Here is a 23,319-nt window from a genome sequence, read left to right on the forward strand (position 1 = left end):
ACCGGTGTTCACCCGTTGAACCGCGGTCTGCGCGTGCTCAGTGCGCGAACCCCGGTGTCTTGCGGACGCCGGAGCAGGTGACGGTGTCGATCTCAGAATACGGGCGCCAGATTTTCTGAGATGATGGCTTATGTCAGAAAATCTGACGGACCGAGTCTGGTTTCAGGGAGTGATCGTGACCACGTGGCCCGCGCTGCAGTACGAGGAACTCGACTGGGAGCGCCGCGACGCCGACTACGGTCCGCGGGCGGCTCGACGCGGCACGGTTCGGGAATCGTACGCTGCAGCGGTTCCGCCCGCGATCGCGGGACTCCCGATCGAGCTGAGCGACGACGTGGCGACCCTCGTTGACGAAGCCTCGACCGCGCTCGTGCGGTTCGACAGTGAACTCGGTGGTGAGGTGGCTTCGTTCGCCTCGCTCCTGCTGCGCTCGGAAGCAGCAGCATCGTCGCAGATCGAGCACCTCACGGCGAGCGCTCGGCAGGTGTTCGCCGCTGAGATCGGTGCCCCCGGCAAGCGCAACGCCACCGCGATCGTCTCGAACACGCGCGCGATGCGGACCGCGATCGAACTGTCCGATCAATTGACTTCCGACACCGTGCTCGCGATGCACGAGGTCCTGCTCGAACACGACCCCCATCACGATGCTGGAGCGTTCCGGCGTGAACCCGTGTGGATCGGCACCGACGGTCGCAGCCCGGTCGGAGCCGACTTCGTCGCCCCGGCATGGGAACGGGTTCCGGGACTGGTCGACGACGTCATGGCCTTCGCGCGGCGACTGGACCTGCCCCGGCTGGCGCAGGTCGCCGTGGCCCACGCGCAGTTCGAGACCATCCACCCGTTCACCGACGGCAACGGTCGCACCGGGCGTGCACTGTTGCAGGCCATGCTGCGGTCGAACGAGTTGACGCGCAACGTGACGGTCCCGGTCTCGGCAGGCCTCCTGATCGACACTGCGGGCTACGTCGAGGCGCTGACGGCGTACCGCCGTGGCGACGTCGAGCCGATCATCCGGCGGGTGGCCGAAGCCGCGTTCGCCGCGATCGGGAACGCGACGGAGCTCGTCGAGGACATCCGACGGATCCGGAGGAGCTGGCAGGACCGGATCGAGGCTCGACGAGACTCCGGCGTCTGGGACGCGCTCGACGTGGTCGCACGGCAGCCCGTGTTGAACGCGACGGTGCTCGCCGCCGAGATGGGTGTCGTGACGAGGAACGTGTACCCGCACCTCCAGAAGCTCGTCGACGCCGGCATCCTGCTGTCGAAGAACGAGTACCGGCACGGCGTCCTGTACCGCAACGACGAAGTGCTCTCGGCGCTCGACGCGTTCGCCGCGCGGTCCGGTCGCCGGGGGTGACGCGGGCTCAGGCGGTCAGGGGCCGCTGAACACCGGTGTTCGTCGTTCGAACCGCGGTCTGCGGGTGTGCAACCGGCGAACACCGGTGTCTTGCGGGCCCAGAACGGGTCAGGCGTCGAGCGCGCGCCGTGCGGCGGTGACGACTTCGGCGTCGGTGACGAAGTGCGCGGAACCGTCGTCGCCGGCGCCCATCGGCACCCCGGCGTGCGTGCTGCCGGCGGCTGGGCGCTTGGCCGACAGGTGCACCGCGGCGGCTCCGGTGGCGAGCAGCGCACGGACGTCGGCGGGGGTGACGCCGGCGCCGGCCATCACCTGCACGGGCCCGGCTGCCACGACCATGCGCGCGATCGTCTCGGCACCGGCGACCGCGGTGGGGGCGGCGCCCGAGGTCAGGACGCGGGTGAACCCGAGCGCGGCGAGCGATCCGGCGGCGGCAACGGGGTCGATCGCGTGGTCGATCGCCCGGTGCAGGGTGATCTCGGCGGTGGCGCTGACCGAGCGGGCGGCGTCCACGAAGCGGCGGAGGGCGTCCTCGTCCAGGGTCCGGTCGGGGCGCAGGGCTCCGACCACGACGCCGGCGGCCCCGGAGCGCAGGACCGTGCGGACCTCGCGCACCATGAGCTCGACCTCGTCGGGGGAGTGCACGAACCTGCCCGGGCGGCAGCGGACCAGCGCGTGCGCCGGGATCCCCGTCTCGTGGGTCGTCTCGACCAGGGCCTGGGACGGGGTGAGCCCGCCGAGCTCGAGACCGACGCAGAGTTCGACGCGGTCGGCGCCGCCGTCCCGCGCGGTGATCGCGCCGGCCGGTGAGGTGACGGCGATCTCGAGTGCGGCGGTGGTGCTCATGCAGGGGCTCCGAGCGGTTCGTTGGAGGCGGGGACGATGCGGGCGCGGAGGTCCGGTGCCGTCGGGAACACTCGATCGTAGGGGAACATCGGGCGCTCGATCCTGTGGTGCCCGAGGCGCAGCAGGTCCTGGTCGACGCCGCCCGGGGTGAGCGCGAGCATCCAGTCGGCGGACATGTCGAACAGCTCCGGCTCGAGGTACCCGATCTTCACGATGACGACGTCCGCCTGCCGCGGCGCCAGGTCGAGGTCGGTGAAGTCGTGCTCGTGGTGGTACGGCTTCCGCAGCTTCGTCAGGATCGCGAAGACGCTGCCGACCTGCAGCACGACCTCGGTCTCGGCGTCCCGGTCGCCCTGCTTGATCGCGTGCACCCGACCGGTCATCGTGATCGGACCCGCGTGCACGTGGTCGACCGTCGCACCGGCGGTCACGGTGATCGTCGCACCGACGCCGGCTTCCACCGCGGCGGCGACGGCGGCCGCGCCGGGCACGCTCGCGTAGATGACGGTGGGGCCCGACGGGTCCTGGAACTCCGGACGGGCGAGCACCTGCGTCAGCCCCCACGTCATGTCCCCGGAGCCGCCCGCCGTGGGGTTGTCGCCCGAGTCCGAGACGAAGTACGGCTTCGCGGTGCCAGGGGCGAGCGCGGCGTCGAGGCACTCCTCGAACGTGCCGGTGGGTGCGACGAAGACGAAGTCCTCGCGGGCATCCCAGAACGCCGACGCGAGCCGCTCGGCGCCGGCCGCGACGGCTGCCTCGTCCCACCCGGTGACGACGGTCACGGCCTGGTCGCGGGGCTGGTCGGCCCAGGCGTACCCGACCCAGATCGCGGCGTCGAGCACCCCCTCGGTCTGCTCGACGAGCGGGACCTGCGCGTACAGGGACTTCGCCGGCTCGAGCCGGGTCGAGGTCTGCTCGCCGGGCAGCAGGACGGGGATCGGGATCCAGGCCTTCACGGGGCGCTGCGCACCGACGGGCCGTTCGGTCAGCACGTCGACGAGGTTCCGGACGGCGCGCTCCTTCGTCTCGAGGGTGTCCTCGTGCGGGGCCATCCGGTAGCAGGTGACGAGGTCGACCTGGTGGGCGAGCTCGCGCGTGACGTTGCCGTGCAGGTCCATCGACGCGGACACGATGACGTCGGGGCCGACGACCGCGCGGATGCGACCGAGCAGGTCCGTCTCGGCGTCGTCGAGCCCCTCGACCACCATCGCGCCGTGGATGTCGTACCAGAGGCCGTCGACCGGCCCCATCGCACCCAGCCGCTCGACGATCTCGTCGGCCAGCGCCTCGTACGACGCCCGGTCGACGATCCCGCCGGGCAGGGCGTGCCCGATGAGCGCACCGCGGAAGTCCGCACGGTCGGCCATGGTCGCCAGGAACGGGTAGCGGGTGACGGCCTCGTCGCCGCGGTCCGGGTGGAACGCGGGGGCGTGGGTCCGGGTCGGGGTGAACGTCGAGGTCTCGATGGCCAGGCCGGCGATGGCGATGACCGGGCGACCGGCGCCGGCGGCGCTGGCGGGGGAGGCGGGGACGGCGGGGGTGACGGGACCGGTCTCAGACACGGACGCTCCTGTTCCTGGTGGTGGACTGGGGGATGGGCGCGGAGAGCTCCTCGAGCGAGGCGGCGAGGCCCCGCTGCAGGGCGAACTGCCCGGCGCCGACGAGGCCGGCGTCGGCGCCGAGCGACACCGGCTCGATCGCCAGGTGCTGGGTCATCAGCGGGTGGCAGCTCTCGTAGAGCTGGCTCCGCACGGCGGCGATGAAGGGGTCGAGGGTCGACAGGATGCCGCCGAGGTAGACGGCGTCCGGGTTGAAGAAGTTCACGTTGGCGGCGAGCACCTCGCCCAGGTACTTGCCCGCCATCCGCACGGCGCGGGTCGCCTCGGGGTGCGCGTCCGAGGCGAGCCGCACGACGTCGGCGGTCGAGGCGACGTCGACCCCGGCGTTCGACAGGATGCGGACCAGGGCGGCGCCGGACGCCACCGTCTCGAGGCACCCGGTGTTGCCGCACGAGCACGGGGTGTCCCCGGCGGCGTCGATCCGCACGTGCGTGATGTCCCCGGCCGCACCGGTCGACCCGCGGTAGAGCCGGCCGTCGATGACGATGCCCGCGCCGATCGCCGAGCCCGCCTTGATCGTGATGGTCTGGCGTCGAGCCGGGTCCTGCACGGTCTGCTCGCCCGCCGCCATGCAGTTCGCGTCGTTGTCGACGATCGCCGGCAGCCCGAACCGCTCGCTCAGCCAGGCGGCCACGGGGAACCCGTTCCACCCCGGCATCCGGCTCGGCAGGTCGACGACGCCGGCGACGACGTCGACGGGCCCGGGCAGGCTGAGCCCGACGCCCCGCAGCCCTTCGCGACCACGGTCGTCGGCGAGCCGCTCGAGCAACGCGGCCAGCCGCTGGAGCCCGGCGGTCGGACCGTCGGAGAGCGCGAACGGGACGTTCGCGACCGACTCGAGCGCGCCTCCCGGCAGCACCACGCCGATGCGCGCGTGCCCGCCGCCGACGTCCGCGGCGACCGCGTACTCGTCGACGCCGCCGATGCGGAGCACCTTGCGGGGGCGGCCGCCGGTGGAGACGTCGGTGCCCTCCTCGGCGAGGATCCCGTGTTCCAGGAGCTGGCCGACGACGTGCGAGACGGTCGACGGGGCGGCCCCGAGCACCTTCGCGATCTCGGTCCGGCTGGCGGCCTGCCCCGAGGCGACGAGCTCGAGGACGCGGGCGCTGAGATCGGCCACGACTTTCTCCAATCCGGACGGAACACCGGCGGCTGCCGGCGGAACGGGAACAGGACACGGGTGGATGCCCGGTTCTTCGGCGAGCCTACGGGGCGGATCGAGCGGTCCACCCTTTCCACCGTTCCGCAGTAACGCAGTTTTTACATCGAGATGTTTGTTTTTCCAATGGCTTTGGTCCTTGACTGTCCTCGTGCCGCTCGGCACCTCGTGCTCCACTCCCCGAAGTCCCTCGCACAAGGAGACACCGCATGTCCAAGCCCCGTCGCTGGGCGCTCCTCACCGGAGCTGCGATCGCCGTGAGCGCGCTGCTCGCCGGCTGTTCCGGAGGCGGCAACGCCTCGCCGGGATCGACCGACGAGATCGACTACGCGCTCCCCGCCAACTTCACGCCGAACTGGATCCTGCCGATCGGCACCGCCGCGCACCTCAACACGAACAACGGCTCCATCGCCCAGTCGCTGTACGAACCGCTCGTCGCGTACGACGGCTCCACCGGCAAGATCGCGTGGAACAAGGCCGGCTCCGTCGCCACCGACGCGAAGTTCGCCGACGACGGCAAGAGCGTCACGATGACGCTCGGCGACCGGCACTGGTCCGACGGCGAGGCGATCACGAGCCGCGACGTCGAGTTCTGGTTCAACCTGATCAAGGCCAACAAGGCGCAGTGGGGCGGGTACTCCAAGGGCAAGGCGCCGGACAACTGGACCTCGTTCAAGGCCGTCGACGACACGCACTTCACCATCACGTTCGACAAGGCGTACAACTCGGACTGGATGCTCGCCAACCAGCTGAGCAACATCATCCCGCTGCCGCAGCACGCCTGGGACAAGACCAGCGCGAGCGCGAAGGTCACCGACGCCGACGAGACCCCCGCCGGCGCGAAGCAGGTCTGGAAGTACCTGAACACCGCCGCCGGCAAGATCAGCGACTACGCCAGCGACCCCCTGTGGAAGACGATCTCGGGCCCCTACGGCGTCAAGACCTTCACCACGGCCGGCAACGTCACCCTCGTCGCCAACAAGAAGTACGACGGCGGTCAGAAGCCCGCCATCACCACGGTCAACCTGCTCCCCTTCACCACGGCCGACGCCGAGGTGAACGCGGTCCGCTCGGGCGAGGTCGACTACGGCTACATCAACGCCACCGACATGGACCAGAAGTCGTCCTTCACGGCGAAGGGCTACTCCGTGGAGCCCTGGACCGGCTGGGCCATCACGTACATGCCGTACAACTTCAACAACCCGACGATGGGCGCCGTCTTCAAGCAGCTGTACGCCCGGCAGGCCGTCCAGATGTCGATCGACCAGAAGTCGCTGTCGAAGGTCGTCTTCAACGGCACCGCGACCTCGACCTACGGTCCCGTCCCGCAGGCGCAGGAGTCCGACTACGTCTCCGACGTGCAGAAGTCGAACCCTTACCCGTTCAGCACCTCGAAGGCCAAGGACCTGCTCACCAGCCACGGCTGGGAGGAGCAGGGCGGCACGATGGTCTGCACCGACCCGGGCACCTCGGCCAGCCAGTGCGGCGAGGGTGTCGAGCAGGGCACGAAGTTCTCGATGCAGGTGCTGTCGCAGTCCGGTTCGACCGTGACCGACAACATGATGAGCGCGATCCAGTCCTCGCTCGCGAAGACCGGCATCGACTTCACCATCAAGACCGCGCCGGTGTCGAGCGTGCTGTCGCAGACCCCCACCTGCACCTCGGACGAGGCCAGCTGCGACTGGGACCTGTCGTTCTTCGGCACCGCGGGCAGCTGGTACTTCCCGGCCTACCCGACCGGTGAGTCGCTCTTCCAGACCGGCGGTTCGGCGAACTTCGGCAGCTACTCGAACAAGCAGGTCGACGGCCTGATCGACGCGACCACCACCTCGACCGACGCCACCGCCGTGCAGGACTACAGCGCAGCGGTCGCGAAGGACCTGCCGGTGATCTGGCTGCCGAGCCCCGACTACCAGATCTCGGTCGTCAAGAAGGGCCTGTCCGGGTTCGACCAGGACTCGCTCGCCAACTTCCACCCGGCCCAGTGGAAGTGGACCAAGTAGGTCGCTGACGCGACCACGGCCTGGAGGCGCGGTGCGGGCACGACCCGCACCGCGCCTCCGCCCCGGCTCAGGCAAGAACCGACCATCGGAACCCGCATGACCACAGCTCTCTACCTCACCAGGCGCGTCCTGCAGGCGCTCGCGGTGATCCTCATCGTCACCGTCGTGGTGTTCTGCCTGTTGCACGCGCTGCCCGGCGGCCCCGCCCGCGGCGTGCTCGGCGTCTCCGCGACGCCCACGCAGATCGCCCAGTTCAACCAAGCGCAGGGGCTCGACCAGCCGCTGCCCGTCCAGTACCTGCGGTTCCTCGGTCGTCTGCTCACCGGCGACCTCGGCACCTCGTACACGCTCAACGAGCCGGTCTCGCAGCTCATCGCCGAGCGCCTGCCGAAGACCCTCGTGCTCACCGGCATCTCCGCGGTGCTCGGACTCGTCGTCGCGATCCCGGTCGGCATGCTCCAGGCGGCCCGCCGCAACGGTGCGGTCGACTACGCCGCCACCGCCCTGGCGTTCGTCTTCTACTCGACGCCGGCGTTCTTCCTCGGCCTCGTCCTGATCATCGTGTTCAGCCAGCAGCTGCCGTGGCTGCCGTCCCAGGCACCGAGCGGCAACACCCTGGCCGAGGTGTTCCAAGACCCGGCCGGACTCGTGCTGCCCGTGGTGACCGGAGCGCTGGCGATGATCGCGGTGTTCAGTCGGTACATGCGCGCCTCGACGCTCGAGAACCTGCAGGAGGACTACGTCCGCACCGCCCGTGCCGGCGGCGCCTCGACCGCGACGATCCTGCGGCGGCACGTCTTCCGCAACTCGCTCACCCCGGTCGTGGCGATGCTCGGGTACTACCTGCCGGTGCTGTTCGGCGGCGCCCTGGTGACCGAGCAGCTGTTCAACTACCCCGGCATGGGGCTGCTGTTCTGGAACGCCGCGCAGTCCTCCGACTACCCGACGCTGCTCGGCTGCGTGCTCGTCATCTCCATCGCGACCGTCATCGGCACCCTGCTCGCCGACGTCGCACAGTCCCTCATCGACCCCCGAGTGAAGGCGAGCCGCGCATGACCGCCGTCCAGATGGCCCCCGAAGCCCCGGGCGCCCCCGTCACCGTCGCGGCCACCGGGTTCCGGCTCGCCGCCCGCCGGTTCCGGAGCAACACCCTCGCCGTGATCGGCCTCGCCCTGATCGTCGTCATCGTGCTGTTCTGCTTCGTCGGGCCGTTCCTGTACCCGACCGACCAGACGCACACGATGCTCGAGCAGGCCAACCAGGGTCCGAGCGCCGCGCACTGGCTCGGCACCGACGCCGTCGGCCACGACGTCCTCGGCCGCCTGATGTACGGCGGCAAGGTCTCCCTGATGGTCGGCATCGCCGCCGGGGTCCTGGCCACCGTCGTCGGCACCCTGTGGGGCTCCGTCGCCGGGTACGTCGGCGGCTGGGTCGACGCCCTGATGATGCGCGTCGTCGACGCCGGCATCGCGATCCCGGCGCTGTTCATCCTGCTCGTCATCTCGGCGATCACGAACCCCGGCGTCGGCGGCCTCATCGTCATCCTCGGTCTGGTGTCGTGGCTCGTGCCGTCCCGCCTGATCCGTGCCGAGACCCTGACGCTCAAGAACCGCGACTACGTCCTGACCCTGCGCGCGATCGGCGGCTCGCACGCCCGCGCGATCGGCAAGCACCTGCTGCCGAACTCGGTGTCGACGATCGTCGTCGCGGCGACGTTCCAGGTCGCCGACGCGATCCTGCTGGTCGCCTACGTCTCGTACCTCGGGCTCGGCGTGCAGCCGCCCGCGACGGACTGGGGCGGCATGCTCTCGGCGGGACTCACCGCCGCGTACTCCGGACACTGGTGGCTCATCGTGCCGCCGGGTCTGGCCGTGATCCTGGTCGTCTGCGCGTTCAACGCGGTGGGCGACGGACTGCGGGACGCCTTCGACGTGCGGGGCCGCTGATGACCAACGAACCGATCCTGCGGACGACCGACCTCGGCGTCTCCTTCAGCACCGAGTCCGGCACCGTCGATGCCGTGCGGGGGGTGTCCCTGTCGGTCGCCCCCGGCGAGACCCTCGCCCTGGTCGGCGAGTCCGGCTCCGGCAAGTCGACGGTCGCCCTCGCGGCGATGGGCCTGCTCTCCGGCAACGCGACGGCATCGGGCAGCGCCGTCGTCGCCGGGCACGAGGTCGTCGGGGCAGCCGAACCCGAACTCCGGGCACTGCGCGGCTCGACCGTCTCGATGGTCTTCCAGGAGCCCGCGACCGCCCTCGACCCGCTCACCCGCGTCGGCGCCCAGATCGCCGAGGTGATCCGGAACCACCGTGACGTCTCCGCGTCCGCCGCCGCGGCCGAGGCCGTCGACCTGCTCCGCCGCGTCGGCATCCCCGACCCCGAGTCGCGCACCCGGTCGTTCCCGTTCCAGCTGTCCGGTGGGCAGCGCCAGCGCGTGGTCATCGCGATGGCGATCGCGAACGCACCGAAGCTGCTCATCGCGGACGAGCCGACCACCGCGCTCGACGTGACCGTCCAGGCCGAGATCCTCGAGCTCCTGCGCGCGCTCGCCGTCGAGACCGGCACCGGCGTGCTGCTGGTCACGCACAACATGGGCGTCGTGGCGGACTTCGCCGACCGGGTCGCGGTCATGCTCCAGGGCGAGATCGTCGAGACCGGCGGGGTCGAGGACGTCCTGCTCCGCCCGGAGCACGAGTACACCAAGCGGCTCCTCGCCGCGGTGCCGCGGCTCGAGACACCGGCGTCGGCATCCGACGCCGCCGAGTCGGCGAGACGCCTCCAGATCCGGGGGCGTGACGCGGAGACGCCGGCGTCTTCCGAGCTAGGTGCGTCGGGTGCGGCGGACGGGAGGCCCGGTGCGGCCCCGGTGGTCGACCTGCGGGACGTCTCGGTGACGTTCGGGCGCGGGGCGCGCGCCGTCCACGCGCTCGCCGGCATCGACATCACGGTGCACGCCGGTGAGACCGTCGGTCTGGTCGGCGAGTCCGGTTCGGGCAAGTCGACCGCGGCCCGGGTGGCGCTCGGTCTGATCAAGCCGACGTCCGGCACGGTGTCGCTGTTCGGGCAGGACCTGCGGACGGCCAAGGGGCGCGACCGCCGTGCCCTCCGGTCCGGCATCGGCGTGGTGCTGCAGGACCCGGTGGCGTCCCTCGACGCCCGGATGTCCGTGGCCGAGTGCATCGCGGAGCCCCTGGCCGTGCACCGTCGCGGGATGTCCTCGGCCGACCGGCGTCGCCGCATCGACGAGGTGCTCGACGCCGTCCGGCTGCCGCGGACCCTGGCATCCCGGGCCCCGCGTGAGCTCTCCGGTGGGCAGCGCCAGCGGGTCTCGCTCGCCCGGGCGCTGGTGCTCGAGCCGCGGCTGCTCGTCGCCGACGAACCGACCTCGGCGCTCGACGTCAGCGTGCAGGAGACCGTGCTCGAGGTGCTCGGCGAGCTGCAGGACGACCTCGGGTTCGCGTGCCTGTTCGTCTCGCACGACCTGGCCGTCGTGCAGCACTTCGCCGAGCGTGTCGTGGTGATGCGCCAGGGCGTCGTCGAGGAGCAGGGCACCACCGGCACCACGCTCCTGCACCCCACCACCGACTACACCCGACGCCTGCTCGCCGCGGTGCCGGTGCCCGACCCCGTGCTGCAACGACAGCGCCGGGCCGCGCGCCTCGCCTCGCTCGCGGCGGTGACCGCGTGAGCCGGGTCCTGGCCGGGGTCGACATCGGCGGGACGAACACCAAGGTCGTCCTGACCACGCACGACCTCGAGGTCATCGACCGGGTCGACCTGCCGACGCCCGCCCACGCGGGCGGGGCGGCGATCGTGACGGCCGCCCTCGGGGCGGTGACGGGTCTGCTCGAGACGCACCGGGCCTCCCTTGCGGGTGTCGGGGTGGGCGCGGCCGGTGTCGTCGACCGGGCCACGGGGACCGTGCTGGTCACCGGCAACTCGTTCACCGGCTGGGCCGGGTACGGCGTGACGCGGGCCGTCACCGACGCGCTCGGCGTGCCCGCGACCCTGGACAACGACGTGAACGCGTTCCTGCTCGGCGAGATCGCGACCGGCGCGGTGGTGGGGGAGTCCGACGTGCTCGGCATGACCCTCGGCACCGGGGTCGGCGGCGCCCTCGTGCTCGACGGACGGCTCTTCGCCGGCCCGCGCGGCGCCGCCGGCGAGATCGGCCACGTCCCCGGGTTCGGCGACGCCCGCTGCACCTGCGGGCAGACCGGGCACCTGGAGACCATCGCGGGCGCCCGCGGCATCGCCGACCGCTACGCCGAGCGCTCCGGGCGCACGCTCTCGGCACGGGACGTCGCCGTCGCAGCGCGCGGCGGCGACGCCGACGCGGCCGCCGTCTTCGCCACCGCGGGATGGGGTCTCGCCCGTGCCGCGCTGCTGACCGCGGGGATCCTCGACGTCACCACCGTCCTGATCGGCGGCGGCATCGCACGGTCGTGGGACCTGCTCCACCCCGCCATCTCGGCGGCGATCGACGCGGAACCGCCCGTCAGCGGGGCGACGATCCGGCTCGCACAGTCGACGCTCGGGGCCGATGCCGTGGCCCTCGGGGCAGCGGCGCAGGTGCGGGCCCGGGTGCTGGAGCCGGAGACCGCGTAGCGGGGGAAGGCCGGGTCAGGGCACCCAGACGACGATGCCGCGCAGGTCGTGCAGCACCGCGGCGAGGCCGGCGCGCAGCCCGCGAGCGGCACGGTCCTCGGTGAAGGTGCCGGGGTCGTAGTGGCTCGACGGACCGAGGCCCTCGCCACGGAACCCGCCGCCCGTCCAGTCCGCCGCCGTGACGTTCGACGTCGGCTCCGCGATCTCGGCACCGACGACCAGGAACTGCTGGTGGAGCGCGGTCGGTGAGACGGCCGCGAGCGGGTCGACCATGTGGTTGCCGACGGTGATGACCAGGTCGGGCTCGGCGTCGACGGCGCGCAGGACCGCGGCGATCCGGTCGTCGGCGTCCGTCGCCGAGACCGGGGTGACGGTGACGTCCTCGTCCGACGCCCACGAGTCGACGGCGTCGAGCAGGGTCCGGGTCGGAGCGTCCGCGGCGTCCCCCGCGTCGGAGAGCAGCACGACGTCGTAGCCCGCGGGAGCGTGCACGCCGGACCACGAACCCGGTTCGGGGTGGATGGTGGCCTCGGGTGCCGGCGGCTGGTCGGGATCGGAGAACCCGGTGCCCAGGACGCCGGCGGACACGTGCGCCGAGGCGTTCGCCGTCGGGCCGGTGCCGCCGGTGGTGCCGTCCGACGCCCGGGAGCAGCCGGCCAGCAGGGTGGCGCCGGCCGCGGCGAGGGCGACGGCGGTCAACAGGGAGGTCGTCCGGGTGGCTGGGCGGATCACGGCACCATGCAAGCACGCCCGACGGCCGCTCCGGGCCGGTCGGGGGACCTGTCCAACACCCGTCCCGTTGCTGGTCACCGGTTGTTCACCTTCCGGTCGTCTGTGAGCCGGATCGTCTGCGCGTGCCCTCCGGAACCACCGCCGCGCTCCTGCGCGCCCGCCCCGTCCACTCGTCTTCCCCGACCGCGCTGACTGCGCTGGCCGCACGGGTCGCCGGCGCGCTCGTGCTGCTCGGGGTGGTCGTGATCAGCGTGCTCGGCGGAGCCGCACCGGCGTCGGCGCACGGCTTCAGCTCGGTCGTGTACGCCGACGTGACGTCCACGAAGCCGACGGTCGTGCGGGCGGAGCTCGGGCTCGAGTACGACCTGATGCTCGTCTCGGTGGCCACGAGCGAGCACGACGACGCGCTGCACGAGCAGGGGCAGCGCGCCTGGGACGACGGGGACTTCCCGGGGATGGTGACGGCCGCCGAGGCGCACACCGACGCGATCGGGAAGTACGTGTTCGACCGGTTCACGGTGACCGGAGCCGGTGGGCAGGCCTGCACGGGCACCCTCGACCCCACGGTCACGGTCGACCTGCGGGACGAGGTGCCGTACGCCCACGTCACCGCCGACTTCACCTGCCCGGAGGCGTCCGAGACGCAGTCGGGACACGTGGTGTCGTCGACGCTGTTCCCCGACGACGAGTCCTTCGTCCGCGACACCAAGACGATCGTCACGTACGACGTCGACGACCGCGCGGGATCGGCCACCCTCGACGCCTCGCAGCGCACGTTCTCCACCGAACAGTCGGCGGGGGAGCGCTTCTGGGAGTTCTTCCGCCTGGGCGCCGAACACCTGCTGACCGGCATCGACCACATCCTGTTCCTCGTCGCGCTCATCGCCGGGTCGCGTCGCCTGCGCGAGGTCGTCTACACGGCGTCCGCGTTCACGATCGCGCACTCGATCACGTTCATCCTCGCCGCGCTCGGTGTGGTCAGCCCACCCGCGATCGTCGTCGAGCCGCTCATCGCCCTGTCGATCGCCGCGGTCGCCGGCTGGTACCTGTGGCGGCTCTGGCGACGCCGGTCGCGGGCCGACGAACTGGTGGTCGGCGAACACGGACGCTTCTCGCTCGACCGCGCCGGCTGGACCCGGCTGGCCGTCGTCTTCGCCTTCGGACTCATCCACGGGCTCGGGTTCGCCGGTGCCCTGGGCATCCACGAGGCGTTCTCGTGGCAGCTGCTCGTCTCGCTCCTCGTCTTCAACGTCGGCATCGAGGCCGTGCAGCTCGCGATCATCGTCATCGTGTTCCCGCCGCTCGCGCTGCTGCGGCGGAAGGCGCACCGGGTGTCGCTCTGGGTGACGGGCGCGGTGACCGCCGGGGTCTTCGTGATGGGGATGATCTGGTTCGTCGAACGGCTGGCCGCGGGCTGACCGGGCCCGTCGTCCCGGGGGCGTTCGACGTCCGTTCCTGAACAACGATGAACCGTCACTCAGCGTTTACCAAGACGTTTTGCAGGGCGTGCAGAGTCTTCCGTGCTGCACCATCCCACGTCTGAGAAACGGACCCACATGAGTCTCCTGTCCGGCGCCACTACCCGGCGCAGAACCACCACCCTCCGCGTCTGCGGAGCCGTCCTCGGGGCCGCGCTCATCGCCGGTGCCTCGATGGTCGGCACGAACGCCGCCACCGCGGCGACGAACACCCCCACCACCAACATCTCCACCGGTGGCCCGATCCACATCCTGCTCGGCGTCGGCGCGACCGAGAGCCAGCGCATCGCCTCGTGGTACTTCCCCACGAACGTCGCGCAGTCCGTCGAGATCCAGAAGACCGCGTCCATGACGGACGGGGTCTTCACCGACGCCAAGAAGACGATCGACGCCTCGGAGGCCGCGAACACCGCCGCCGACACGAGCGCGACCGACTCGAACACCAAGGGCATCGCGGGCATCGCCGCCCAGTCGGGCTACATCAACGCCCACGCGACGATCTCGGACCTCGAGCCGAACACCTCGTACACGTACCACGTCGGTGCGGCGGACGGCTCGGCCTGGTCCGCGTCGTACACCTTCACCACGAAGAGCTTCTCCGGCGACTTCGACTTCCTGTTCTTCGGTGACCCGCAGATCGGTTCGTCTGGCTTCACCGACGACGACGGCGCCGGCTGGGCGGACACGCTCGAGTACGCCACGTCGACCGAGCCGGACGCCGAGCTCCTGGTCTCCGGTGGCGACCAGGTCGAGCACGCCAACAACGAGTACGAGTGGGGCGCGTTCGCGGACAGCAGCGACGTGCTGAAGCGCTACCCGTGGGCCTCGACCATCGGCAACCACGACGTGGGCGGCAAGGCCTACGAGCAGCACAACCAGGTGCCGAACTCCCTCAAGGTGCCGGACTTCTACCCGGGCGGCAACACGACCGCGAACTCGGGTGGCGACTACTGGTACATGTACAAGGGCGTCCTGTTCATCGACATCAACTCGAACGCCTACGCGGCCGGTTCGGACGCTGCCCACGTGAACTACGTGCGCGACGTCATCAACCGCTACGGCGACGACGCGAAGTGGACCACGCTGGTCTACCACCACTCGATCTACTCGCCGGCCGACCACGCGAACGACCGTGACAACCAGCAGCGCCGGTTCGACTTCACGCGTTCGTTCTCGGACATGGGCGTCGACCTCGTCCTGCAGGGCCACGACCACTCCTACTCGCGCAGCTACGCGATCAAGAACGGCAAGAAGGCCAACGTCAACGAGCAGCCCGCTGCTCCCGAGGTCTTCTCCGGCCCCGGCGGTGTCATCTACATGACGGCGAACTCGGCCTCCGGCTCGAAGTACTACGACCTCACCACCCCGGACGCCACCCAGGGCGGCTACGGCGCGGACCCGCTCGACCCCACCGGTCAGCGTCACTTCGCCAACTCGGTCGAGAACCAGGAACACGTCCGCACCTTCGTGAAGGTCTCGGTCACCGACGACAAGCTCGCCGTCGAGAACATCCGCGCCAGCGACTGCACCACCCGCAACTCGGCGGTGCAGCACGGCAAGGTCGACAGCTGCGGCGTGACCCTCCAGCCGACGGCCACCGCCGACCCGGCCGCGATCGGTTCGACGGTCGACAGGTTCGACCTGCACGCCACGCTGCCGACGACGACCACCACGCTCTCCGCGTCGGCCGCCGAGCAGACCTACCGCACCGCGAAGCCGGCCACGGTCACCGCGACCATCGCCGGTGGCATCGGCACCCAGCAGGGCACGGTGACGTTCAAGGACGGCAGCAAGGTCCTCGGCACCGCCCCGGTCAAGGACGGCGCGGCCAGCATGACGCTGCCGAAGACGCTCGCCATCGGCAAGCACTCGGTGACGGCCTCGTTCGTCAACGCGGACCCGGTCTACTCGGGAACGAACTCGAAGACCGCGAAGGCCATGACGGTCTCCGTCGAGAAGGCCCCGTCGCGCACCGCCGTCAAGTACAGCGGTGGCAAGGCGACCGTCCAGGTGAAGGCCACCGGCTTCAGCGTCGACGGCACCGCCCGGATCTACCAGGGCTCGAAGCGCCTCGCCACCGTCACGGTGCAGGACGGCGTGGTCACGTCGAAGCTCCCGCTGAAGAAGGGCGCGCACAACCTGCACGCCGTCTTCGCCGGGACCTCGGAGCTCACCACGAGCACCAGCCCGACCATCACGGTCGTCGTCAAGTAACACCCGGTACCAGCGAGGGCCCCGCGATCTCGATCGCGGGGCCCTTCGCCGTGTGGCACGGGGGGTGGGCGACCTGCCCAACCCGAGGACAGGCGCCGCACCGGCTGACGGGAGACCCGAACTCCCTACCCGGCCGCCGCTGGTGCGAGCGACCGGTCAACCTGTGGTGATCATGCGCTCGCGTCCCCCGATCCGGCTGGGATCCGGGCCGATTGTCAGGCTTCGACCGGATGTGCAGACATTCCTAGGTCCTGGCTGTGGAGAAGCGCATACTTCGAGTCTCCGAGAATGCGCGCTCGTCGCCGACGTCACCCCGCCTCTCCCAGCAGGAAGAGACGGCCATGCACGCTCTCCACCGCCGACGGGGCTCCCTCCTCGTCGTCTCGGCCGCGGCCGTCGCAGCGTTGATCACCCTCGGCACCGGCGGCGGAGCATCAGCCGCCACGGTCATCGACGGTCCCGTCAACCTCGGCACCGCATCGACCTACGGCGTCCTCGGCGCCAGTGCGGTCACGAACACCGGCCCCTCCGTGGTCAACGGCGACCTCGGCCTGTCGCCGGGCACCTCGATCACGGGCTTCGGCGGTGCACCGAACGGCGTCGTCAACGGCACCACGCACCAGACCGACGCCGCAGCCGCACAGGCCCAGCGCGACACCACCACCGCGTACAACGTCGCCGCGTCGCTCTCCCCGACCCAGACCGGTCTGACCGAGCTGAACGGTCTCTCGCTCTCGCCGGGTGTGTACTCCGGTGGCGCGCTCGCCCTGGCGAACAACGGCGCACTGACCCTGGCCGGCAGCGCGGACTCCGTGTGGGTGTTCCAGGCCGCGTCGACCCTGACCATCGGGTCCGCCAGCCGGATCACGATCACCGGTGGCGCCAGCTCGTGCAACGTCTTCTGGCAGGTCGGCAGCTCGGCCACCGTCGGCACCGGCGCGCAGTTCCAGGGCACCGTCCTGGCACAGCGGTCCGTGACCGCCACCACCGGCGCGACCGTGCAGGGCCGACTGCTGGCCCGCACCGGCGCGGTGACCCTCGACACCAACACGATCACCGCCTCGAACGGTTGCCCCGCCCCGGGCACCCCGTCCGAGTCGCCGACCATCACCTCGGGCACCCCGTCCGACGGCACCGTGGACGTGCCCTACTCGTCCACCGTCACCGCGACCGGCACCCCGAACCCGACCTTCACCGCCACGGGCCTGCCCGACGGCCTGACGATCAACAGCACCACGGGCGTCATCTCGGGTACCCCGACCACCCCGGGTACCTCGACCGTGACGATCACCGCGTCCAACGGGACCAGCCCGGACGACACCCAGACGGTCACCATCACGGTCCGTGCCCCGGCACCGGTGCCCACCGCGACACCCAGCCCGACCGCTCCGGCCGTGGTGCCCACCGACACCCCGACCGGCCCCGCGGGCGCCGGCGGTGGCGGCGGAACCGACCAGCCCACCGGTCAGCTCGCCTTCACCGGATCGGACCCGACCATCCCGCTGAGCATCGCCGCGGCCCTGCTCGCCGCTGGCGCCACGCTCATGGTCCTGCTGCGTCGCCGCCGCCGCACCGTCGGCCGCATCTGATCCACCCGCACCACCGACGGCCCCGCGACCCTGGTCGCGGGGCCGTCTGCGTGCCGTCACCGGACTCGCGAACGGTCCACGTGCCCGACCGCGCGGGGGCATGCCGACCGACGGCGTCGTCGACGACGTGCCAGGGGCCTCCCGGCTCGTCGAGGACGACCCGGTCATCGCACCCGTGAGGACCCTCAGGTACTGAGCCGTCACGTCATCCTCCAGGACGATCCGGTGCCAACAGCTGTCTCCCTACTGTTGGCGACGGAGCGTGCGGTGGCGCATGCCCGTCGCACCAGGGGAGATCCGACGTGAACCGTTCGCCGAGACGCCGTTCCACCATCGCGCTGCAGATCGCGTGTTCGACACTCATCGCCGGGGCGCTCGCCGTCTCCGGCACGATCGCGGCACTGCCCGCGACCGCAGCACCGGGCGACGGGCCCACCGCCGCGACGGGGACGACCACGATCACGACCCCGGGCACGCCCGTCGCGCAGGGCGAGGACTGGACCGTGACGCCCACCGACGGCGGGTACACCGTCGTCCTGACCCTCGCCGAGCCCCTGCCGATCCGCGCAGCGGCACCGGTCCTGCTGGTCGACGGCACGGACATCGGCGTGGCGCAGACGAGCCTCGACCAGCGGCAGCTGACGGTCACCACGACCGACCCCACGGTCGCCGACGCCCGCAGCGTCGAACTCGGATGGTCGGGTGCGACCGACCTGCAGGGCAACCGCCAGTCGGCGACCGCACCGCAGACGGTGGCGCCGCGCGAGGCCCCGGCACCCCTGACCGACGACCCCGCTGCAGCGGGCCAGTACGCGGTCACCCGGGCCGACTACGACCTGGGCAACGAGGCCGAGACGATCAAGGGCTTCGGCCGCAAGGGCGAGATGCGTGCCGCGGTCTTCGTCCCGGAGGACGCCCCGGGCAAGCGCCCCGTCGTCGTGTTCCTGCACGGCCGCCACGAGGCCTGCGTCGGCGGCACCGAGAACCCCAGGGCGTGGCCGTGCGGGAAGGGCCAGACGGACATCCCGAGCTACCTCGGCTACAACGCCGCGGCGACCGCGCTCGCCAGCCACGGCAACGTCGTCGTGTCGATCTCCGCGAACGCGATCAACGCCCTCGACGGCAGCTACTCGGACGACGGCGGAGCGGTGGCCCGCGGCCAGCTCGTCCTCGACCACCTCAGCCTGCTCCAGCGCGCCGACGCCGGGCAGGAACCCCGCCTGTCACCGCTGCTGACCGGCAAGCTCGACCTGCAGCACGTCGGGCTGATGGGGCACTCGCGCGGCGGTGACGGCGTGGTCCGAGCGGCCCTGCTCAACATGCAGCGCACCAGCCCCTTCGGCATCCGTGCCGTCCTGCCCCTGGCGCCGACCGACTTCGGGCGCATGACCCTGCCGGACACGAACACGGCGGTGGTCCTGCCGTACTGCGACGGTGACGTGTCCGACCTGCAGGGCCAGCACTTCTACGACGACTCCCGCACGGCCTTCGGGGACGACGTGCTGCGCTCCTCGGTCCTGGTGATGGGCGCGAACCACAACTTCTTCAACACGACGTGGACCCCGGGCAAGTACGCGAAGGCGTCGTCGGACGACTGGTACGACGAGTCCGACGCGGTCTGCGGCGCGAAGGCGAAGCACACCACCCGACTGTCGTCCGACCAGCAGTACGCCGTCGGCACGAGCCTGATCAGCGGGTTCTTCCGCCTGACGCTCGACGGTGAGCAGCAGTTCCTGCCGATGTTCGACGGCACCGACCGGCAGCCCGCCGCCCTGGGCGCGGCAGACATCCGGGTGACGGCCTCGCAGCCCGGCGCGAGCCGACGCGACCTGGCCCTGTTCGACACGACGAACCCGGCGATCACCACCACCGGTGCCCTGACGGCGAAGACCTGCGCGAGCACCGACAACCTGCCCGCGAAGCAGACCCTGCCGGCGTGCGTCTCGATCACGTCGAACGCCCCGGACTACACGCCCGCGTTCCTGGCCTCCTCGGTGCCGGCGACCCCGGCCCTGCACGTCACGCCCACCAAGGCGGCGACCGGCGGACAGGTGCACGTCCCGGTGGCCCCGACGGCCGGTGACTTCACCGGGTTCCAGGCGCTGTCGCTCCGGCTCACCCCGGACGACACGGCGACGACGAACGCCGACGTCTCGATCAGCCTCCGCGACGCCACCGGTGCCGTGGCGACCCGACGCGTGTCGGACACCAGCCGTGCCGGTCAGCTGCTCCCCGGCACCCGGACAGCGCCGCGCAAGACGATCCTGCAGCAGGCACGCATCCCGCTCGACACCTTCACCGGCATCGACCTGGCGTCGGTGCGCGAGGTGACGATCGACGTCCCGCAGAAGAACAGCGGGATGCTGCTGAGCGACCTCTCGCTCCTGCCCGCAGCGACCCTCGGTACCCCGGTGGTCACGAACCGTCCCACCGCCCGCATCGCCGACCGCTTCGTCGACGAGGGGCGCACCCGCACGGTCGTCCGGGCAGCGGTCGTGCTCTCGCGGCCGGCCGAACAGGCGACGACGGTCTCCTTCGACCTCGACCAGGCGTCGGACAACCGCATCCGTCCGGCGATGCAGGCCGTCACGTTCCAGCCGGGCGAGGTCTGCCGCGCGGTCGCCGTGTCGGTGAACGGCGACCGCACCCCGTCGTTCTCGCGGACGGCGGACTACCCGATGACGCTCAGCAACACCCGGGGCGGCTCGGTGATCGGCGACTCGATCGGCACCATGCGCATCCGCGAGGACGACGGCGTGCGCGCCGTGAACGGACGCGTGACCGCATCCGCTCCGGCGGTCGGTACCCCGGGCGACGCGTGTGCCGAGGCCCAGGCGACGAGCACCCCGATCGCGGTGACGCCGGCGAGCAGCCGGAAGGGTGCCAAGGTCGCGATCTCGGCGACGGGCTTCCGCGCCGGCGAGTCGGTCACCGTCAGCATCGACGGCGGCCGGGCCACCCGCACGACGGCCAACGCCGCCGGCAAGGTCCGCCTGAAGGTCACGAAGACCGTGGCGGCGCTGGCACCGGGCACGCACGTGGTGCACGCCCGTGGCTACGGCTCGGACCAGCGGGCTCGGGGCACCTTCACGACGACGAAGTAGCCGTGCACGGTCCGGCACCGGTCATCGCGCGCGCCACCACGGCTGACGCGCGCGAGATCGGTGCGTTCCAGGCGCGCTGCTGGGAGCAGACGTACCGCGGGGTGGTGCCGGACGCCTTCCTCGACGGAACGGCTGGTGCCGACCGCGCCGCGCGCTGGGCGGAGCGGATCCGGACACGCACCCGCGGGGTGCTCACCGCGCGGGCCGACGACGGGACCCTGCTCGGCGTCGCGAGCACCGAGCGCCGAGCGGACCCGGCCGGCGGGCTCCCCGAGCTCGAACTCGTCACCCTGTACGTCGACCGGGGTGCGCACGGCACCGGTGTCGCCGCCCTGCTCCTCGACGCGGCCATCGGCGACGAGGACGCACACCTGCTCGTCTTCGCGGCGAACACCCGTGCGCGCCGGTTCTACGCCAAGCACGGCTTCGTGCCGGAGGGTCCGCGACTGACCGACCCCGGGACGGGGCTCGACGAGGAACGGTGGGTCCGGAGGCGGCCCGTGTGAACCCTCAGGGCGCTCAGGACGCTCCGGCGGCCAGGAGGTCGGCGAGCGGGACGTCGTCGCGTGCCACGTCGGCGGCGACCTGGCTCAGCGACCGCTGGGTGGCACGTGCGTAGCGACGGATCATGCCGAACGCCTGCTCGACGTCGACCCCGGCCGCACGTGCGAGGTACCCCTTGGCCTGCTCGATGGCGACCCGGCTGTCGAGGGCACGCTGGAGCTGCTCCGCGGTGAGGGTCGCGTGCTCGAGGGTCCGTTGCTGCAACAGGCTGATCGTCGCGACGTCGGCGAGGGCCTGGGCGGCCCGGGCATCGGCTCCGTTCAGCGCCCCTTCCGTCTCGCGGAACAGGTTCAACGACCCGACGGTGGTGTCCCGCAGCCGGAGCGGGATGGCGTGGACGCCCGCGTAGCCACGCGCCCGCGACGCCTCGGCGAACCGTGGCCAGTGCTGCCGCAGGTCGTCGGCGTTCTCCGACGTCACCAACCGGCCGGTGGTCACGGCGGTGATGCAGGGCCCCTCGCCGGCGTTGAGCTGGAGCAGGCCGATGAAGCTGCTGCGCTCGCTCGTCGAGGCGACGACCCGCAGCTCGTCGTGCTTGTCGAGCAGGTGGATGGCGCCCGCGGCGGCGTCGAACAGCTCGACGGCCCGGTCGACCAGCGTCTGCAGCACGTCGACCACGTCGTAGTCCACCACAAGAGAGTCGGTGAGGGTCACGAACGTCTCGACCAGTCGTGCTTCGCGTACCTCGGTCATGTGGGGAACGGTCCTTCCGTCGAGCAGGCGGGACAACCGTAGTCGAGCGGCGGACACGCGGACCTGTGGCTTGCACCCGGGAGCGTGACGGCTCTAGCGTTGGACCAGCAGCCCCAGACCCCGGCCGCCGGAACGTTCTTCCATTCCGATGACGACCAGGGAACCCATGACCACGCAGCACGCCGGTACCAGCCCGCAGCGGGAGACCAGCTCGAAACCCCTCTCCAGCGGCTTCCGGAAGACCGGTTCCCCGGCCGGACCACGGATCGGTGGCACCTCGTCGTACTCCGCGCTGTTGGCACAGGTGAAGGAAGCCGGGCTGCTCCGTCGCCGTCGGGGCTTCTACTGGGCGCTGTTCACCGCACTCGTCGTCGCCACGGCCGCGTGCTGGGTCGTCTTCGCGTTCCTGGGTGACTCGTGGTTCCAGCTGATCGTGGCCGGTGCGCTGGGGGTGCTGTTCACGCAGTTCGCGTTCCTGTCGCACGAGGCTGCGCACCGTCAGGTGTTCGAGTCCCAGAAGTGGAACGACCGCGCGGGCCGCTGGCTCGGCACGTTCCTGGTGGGGCTGAGCTACTCGTGGTGGATGAACAAGCACACCCGGCACCACGGCAACCCGAACACCGTCGGGAAGGACCCGGACATCGCCCCCGACGCGATCCGCTTCCTGCCCGAGGACGCAGCGGCCGTCAAGAACGGGCCGCTCCGGGTGTTCGTGCAGAACCAGGGCTGGTTGTTCTTCCCGCTGCTCACGCTCGAGGGCATCAACCTGCACCGGGCCGCCGTCATGTCGGTGCTCCGCGGGACGGGCGGACGCAGCGACGTCCGGGGGCGCGTCCTCGAGGGCATCCTGCTGGTGGCGCGGTTCGCGATCTACCTGACGGTGGTGTTCTGGTTCCTGCCGTTCGGGATGGCATGTGCGTTCCTCGGGGTGCAGCTGGCCGTGTTCGGCGTGATGATGGGTGCCTCGTTCGCTCCGAACCACAAGGGCATGCCGACCATCGCCCACGACGCGAAGGTCGACTTCTTCTCCCGCCAGGTGCGGACCTCGCGCAACATCCGTGGCGGCTGGTGGGTGTCGTTCCTGATGGGTGGGCTGAACTACCAGGTCGAGCACCACCTGTTCCCGTCGATGCCGCGTCCGGCGTTGAAGCAGGCCCGCCTGTTGGTGCGGGACCACTGCGACACCCTCGACGTGCCCTACACGGAGACCACGTTGCTGCGTTCGTACGGCATCGTCGTGCGGTACCTCAACCGCGTCGGCCTCGCCGCCCGCGACCCCTTCGTCTGCCCCATGGTGACCGAGCTCCGGATCCACTGACACGGCCACCCCGCCCCGCCCGACGCCCACCCCGC

At 71.3% G+C, this 23,319-nt stretch carries 17 protein-coding genes; 12 read left to right on the top strand and 5 right to left on the bottom strand.

Annotated elements, in window-relative coordinates:
• Nucleotides 1-175: 175 nt before the first annotated feature.
• Nucleotides 176-1,357 carry a Fic family protein gene (locus MXD64_RS01325; protein WP_263137012.1) on the top strand — a complete coding sequence of 394 codons (1,182 nt, stop codon included), beginning with the start codon at nucleotides 176-178 and terminating at the stop codon, nucleotides 1,355-1,357.
• 108 nt (nucleotides 1,358-1,465) lie between these two features.
• Here the strand turns inward: MXD64_RS01325 and MXD64_RS01330 are convergent, their stop codons facing one another.
• The 3 genes from MXD64_RS01330 to MXD64_RS01340 are packed head-to-tail and all read right to left on the bottom strand — an operon-like array spanning nucleotide 1,466 to nucleotide 4,942.
• Complete coding sequence (locus MXD64_RS01330) at nucleotides 1,466-2,203, bottom strand: copper homeostasis protein CutC (protein WP_263137013.1); 738 nt, start codon at nucleotides 2,201-2,203, stop codon at nucleotides 1,466-1,468.
• Nucleotides 2,200-3,765, bottom strand: coding sequence for a M81 family metallopeptidase (locus MXD64_RS01335; protein WP_263137015.1), 1,566 nt, complete (start codon nucleotides 3,763-3,765; stop codon nucleotides 2,200-2,202). Before MXD64_RS01335 ends, MXD64_RS01330 begins: the two co-directional genes overlap by 4 nt.
• Complete coding sequence (locus MXD64_RS01340; protein WP_017887594.1) at nucleotides 3,758-4,942, bottom strand: ROK family protein; 1,185 nt, start codon at nucleotides 4,940-4,942, stop codon at nucleotides 3,758-3,760. The genes MXD64_RS01335 and MXD64_RS01340 overlap by 8 nt, the downstream gene beginning before the upstream one ends.
• A gap of 248 nt (nucleotides 4,943-5,190) precedes the next feature.
• Between MXD64_RS01340 and MXD64_RS01345 the strand changes: the two genes are divergently transcribed.
• The 5 genes from MXD64_RS01345 to MXD64_RS01365 all read left to right on the top strand — a co-directional run bounded on the left by MXD64_RS01345 (nucleotide 5,191) and on the right by MXD64_RS01365 (nucleotide 11,592).
• Complete coding sequence (locus MXD64_RS01345) at nucleotides 5,191-6,984, top strand: peptide ABC transporter substrate-binding protein (protein WP_042540988.1); 1,794 nt, start codon at nucleotides 5,191-5,193, stop codon at nucleotides 6,982-6,984.
• A 96-nt stretch (nucleotides 6,985-7,080) separates the two neighbouring features.
• Complete coding sequence (locus tag MXD64_RS01350) at nucleotides 7,081-8,040, top strand: ABC transporter permease (protein ID WP_017887592.1); 960 nt, start codon at nucleotides 7,081-7,083, stop codon at nucleotides 8,038-8,040.
• Nucleotides 8,037-8,930, top strand: a complete 894-nt coding sequence (locus tag MXD64_RS01355) for an ABC transporter permease (protein WP_017887591.1) — start codon at nucleotides 8,037-8,039, stop codon at nucleotides 8,928-8,930. Before MXD64_RS01350 ends, MXD64_RS01355 begins: the two co-directional genes overlap by 4 nt.
• The gene (locus MXD64_RS01360) at nucleotides 8,930-10,672 is read left to right on the top strand and encodes a dipeptide ABC transporter ATP-binding protein (RefSeq protein WP_017887590.1); all 1,743 of its coding nucleotides are present in this window, start codon (nucleotides 8,930-8,932) and stop codon (nucleotides 10,670-10,672) included. The genes MXD64_RS01355 and MXD64_RS01360 overlap by 1 nt, the downstream gene beginning before the upstream one ends.
• Nucleotides 10,669-11,592: an ROK family protein gene (locus MXD64_RS01365; protein ID WP_017887589.1), complete on the top strand. Its 924-nt coding sequence runs from the start codon at nucleotides 10,669-10,671 to the stop codon at nucleotides 11,590-11,592. The genes MXD64_RS01360 and MXD64_RS01365 overlap by 4 nt, the downstream gene beginning before the upstream one ends.
• Before the next feature lie 15 nt (nucleotides 11,593-11,607).
• Here the strand turns inward: MXD64_RS01365 and MXD64_RS01370 are convergent, their stop codons facing one another.
• Nucleotides 11,608-12,324: a hypothetical protein gene (locus tag MXD64_RS01370; RefSeq protein ID WP_263137018.1), complete on the bottom strand. Its 717-nt coding sequence runs from the start codon at nucleotides 12,322-12,324 to the stop codon at nucleotides 11,608-11,610.
• 122 nt (nucleotides 12,325-12,446) lie between these two features.
• On the opposite strand from MXD64_RS01370, the gene MXD64_RS01375 reads away from it, so the two are divergent.
• The 5 genes from MXD64_RS01375 to MXD64_RS01395 all read left to right on the top strand — a co-directional run bounded on the left by MXD64_RS01375 (nucleotide 12,447) and on the right by MXD64_RS01395 (nucleotide 21,215).
• Nucleotides 12,447-13,742, top strand: coding sequence for a HupE/UreJ family protein (locus MXD64_RS01375; protein WP_263137020.1), 1,296 nt, complete (start codon nucleotides 12,447-12,449; stop codon nucleotides 13,740-13,742).
• 138 nt (nucleotides 13,743-13,880) lie between these two features.
• Nucleotides 13,881-16,016, top strand: a complete 2,136-nt coding sequence (locus MXD64_RS01380; RefSeq protein ID WP_263137021.1) for an Ig-like domain repeat protein — start codon at nucleotides 13,881-13,883, stop codon at nucleotides 16,014-16,016.
• 341 nt (nucleotides 16,017-16,357) lie between these two features.
• Nucleotides 16,358-17,605 carry an ice-binding family protein gene (locus MXD64_RS01385; RefSeq protein WP_056073284.1) on the top strand — a complete coding sequence of 416 codons (1,248 nt, stop codon included), beginning with the start codon at nucleotides 16,358-16,360 and terminating at the stop codon, nucleotides 17,603-17,605.
• Nucleotides 17,606-17,907: 302 nt separating this feature from the next.
• Nucleotides 17,908-20,709, top strand: coding sequence for a hypothetical protein (locus MXD64_RS01390; protein WP_263137023.1), 2,802 nt, complete (start codon nucleotides 17,908-17,910; stop codon nucleotides 20,707-20,709).
• 2 nt (nucleotides 20,710-20,711) lie between these two features.
• Nucleotides 20,712-21,215 (top strand): GNAT family N-acetyltransferase, encoded by a 504-nt coding sequence (locus tag MXD64_RS01395; protein ID WP_259494999.1) that lies wholly within the window; start codon nucleotides 20,712-20,714, stop codon nucleotides 21,213-21,215.
• Between the two features lie 13 nt (nucleotides 21,216-21,228).
• Here the strand turns inward: MXD64_RS01395 and MXD64_RS01400 are convergent, their stop codons facing one another.
• On the bottom strand, nucleotides 21,229-21,966 hold the full coding sequence (locus tag MXD64_RS01400) for a GAF and ANTAR domain-containing protein (protein WP_262118283.1): 738 nt from the start codon (nucleotides 21,964-21,966) through the stop codon (nucleotides 21,229-21,231).
• A gap of 166 nt (nucleotides 21,967-22,132) precedes the next feature.
• Here MXD64_RS01400 and MXD64_RS01405 point away from each other — a divergent pair, with 166 nt between their 5' ends.
• On the top strand, nucleotides 22,133-23,284 hold the full coding sequence (locus tag MXD64_RS01405; protein WP_262118284.1) for a fatty acid desaturase family protein: 1,152 nt from the start codon (nucleotides 22,133-22,135) through the stop codon (nucleotides 23,282-23,284).
• Nucleotides 23,285-23,319 lie beyond the last annotated feature (35 nt).

The organism is Curtobacterium sp. Arg-1 (assembly GCF_025643395.1).
Taxonomy (GTDB): domain Bacteria; phylum Actinomycetota; class Actinomycetes; order Actinomycetales; family Microbacteriaceae; genus Curtobacterium; species Curtobacterium poinsettiae.

What these genes read in the sequence shown, in the direction of transcription:
- MXD64_RS01355 (WP_017887591.1), top strand. Translation starts at nt 8,037, where the DNA reads ATGACCGCCGTCCAGATGGCCCCCGAAGCCCCGGGCGCCCCCGTCACC.
- MXD64_RS01350 (WP_017887592.1), top strand. Translation starts at nt 7,081, where the DNA reads ATGACCACAGCTCTCTACCTCACCAGGCGCGTCCTGCAGGCGCTCGCG.
- MXD64_RS01360 (WP_017887590.1), top strand. Translation starts at nt 8,930, where the DNA reads ATGACCAACGAACCGATCCTGCGGACGACCGACCTCGGCGTCTCCTTC.
- MXD64_RS01405 (WP_262118284.1), top strand. Translation starts at nt 22,133, where the DNA reads ATGACCACGCAGCACGCCGGTACCAGCCCGCAGCGGGAGACCAGCTCG.
- MXD64_RS01380 (WP_263137021.1), top strand. Translation starts at nt 13,881, where the DNA reads ATGAGTCTCCTGTCCGGCGCCACTACCCGGCGCAGAACCACCACCCTC.
- MXD64_RS01400 (WP_262118283.1), bottom strand. Translation starts at nt 21,966, where the DNA reads ATGACCGAGGTACGCGAAGCACGACTGGTCGAGACGTTCGTGACCCTC.
- MXD64_RS01385 (WP_056073284.1), top strand. Translation starts at nt 16,358, where the DNA reads ATGCACGCTCTCCACCGCCGACGGGGCTCCCTCCTCGTCGTCTCGGCC.
- MXD64_RS01330 (WP_263137013.1), bottom strand. Translation starts at nt 2,203, where the DNA reads ATGAGCACCACCGCCGCACTCGAGATCGCCGTCACCTCACCGGCCGGC.
- MXD64_RS01345 (WP_042540988.1), top strand. Translation starts at nt 5,191, where the DNA reads ATGTCCAAGCCCCGTCGCTGGGCGCTCCTCACCGGAGCTGCGATCGCC.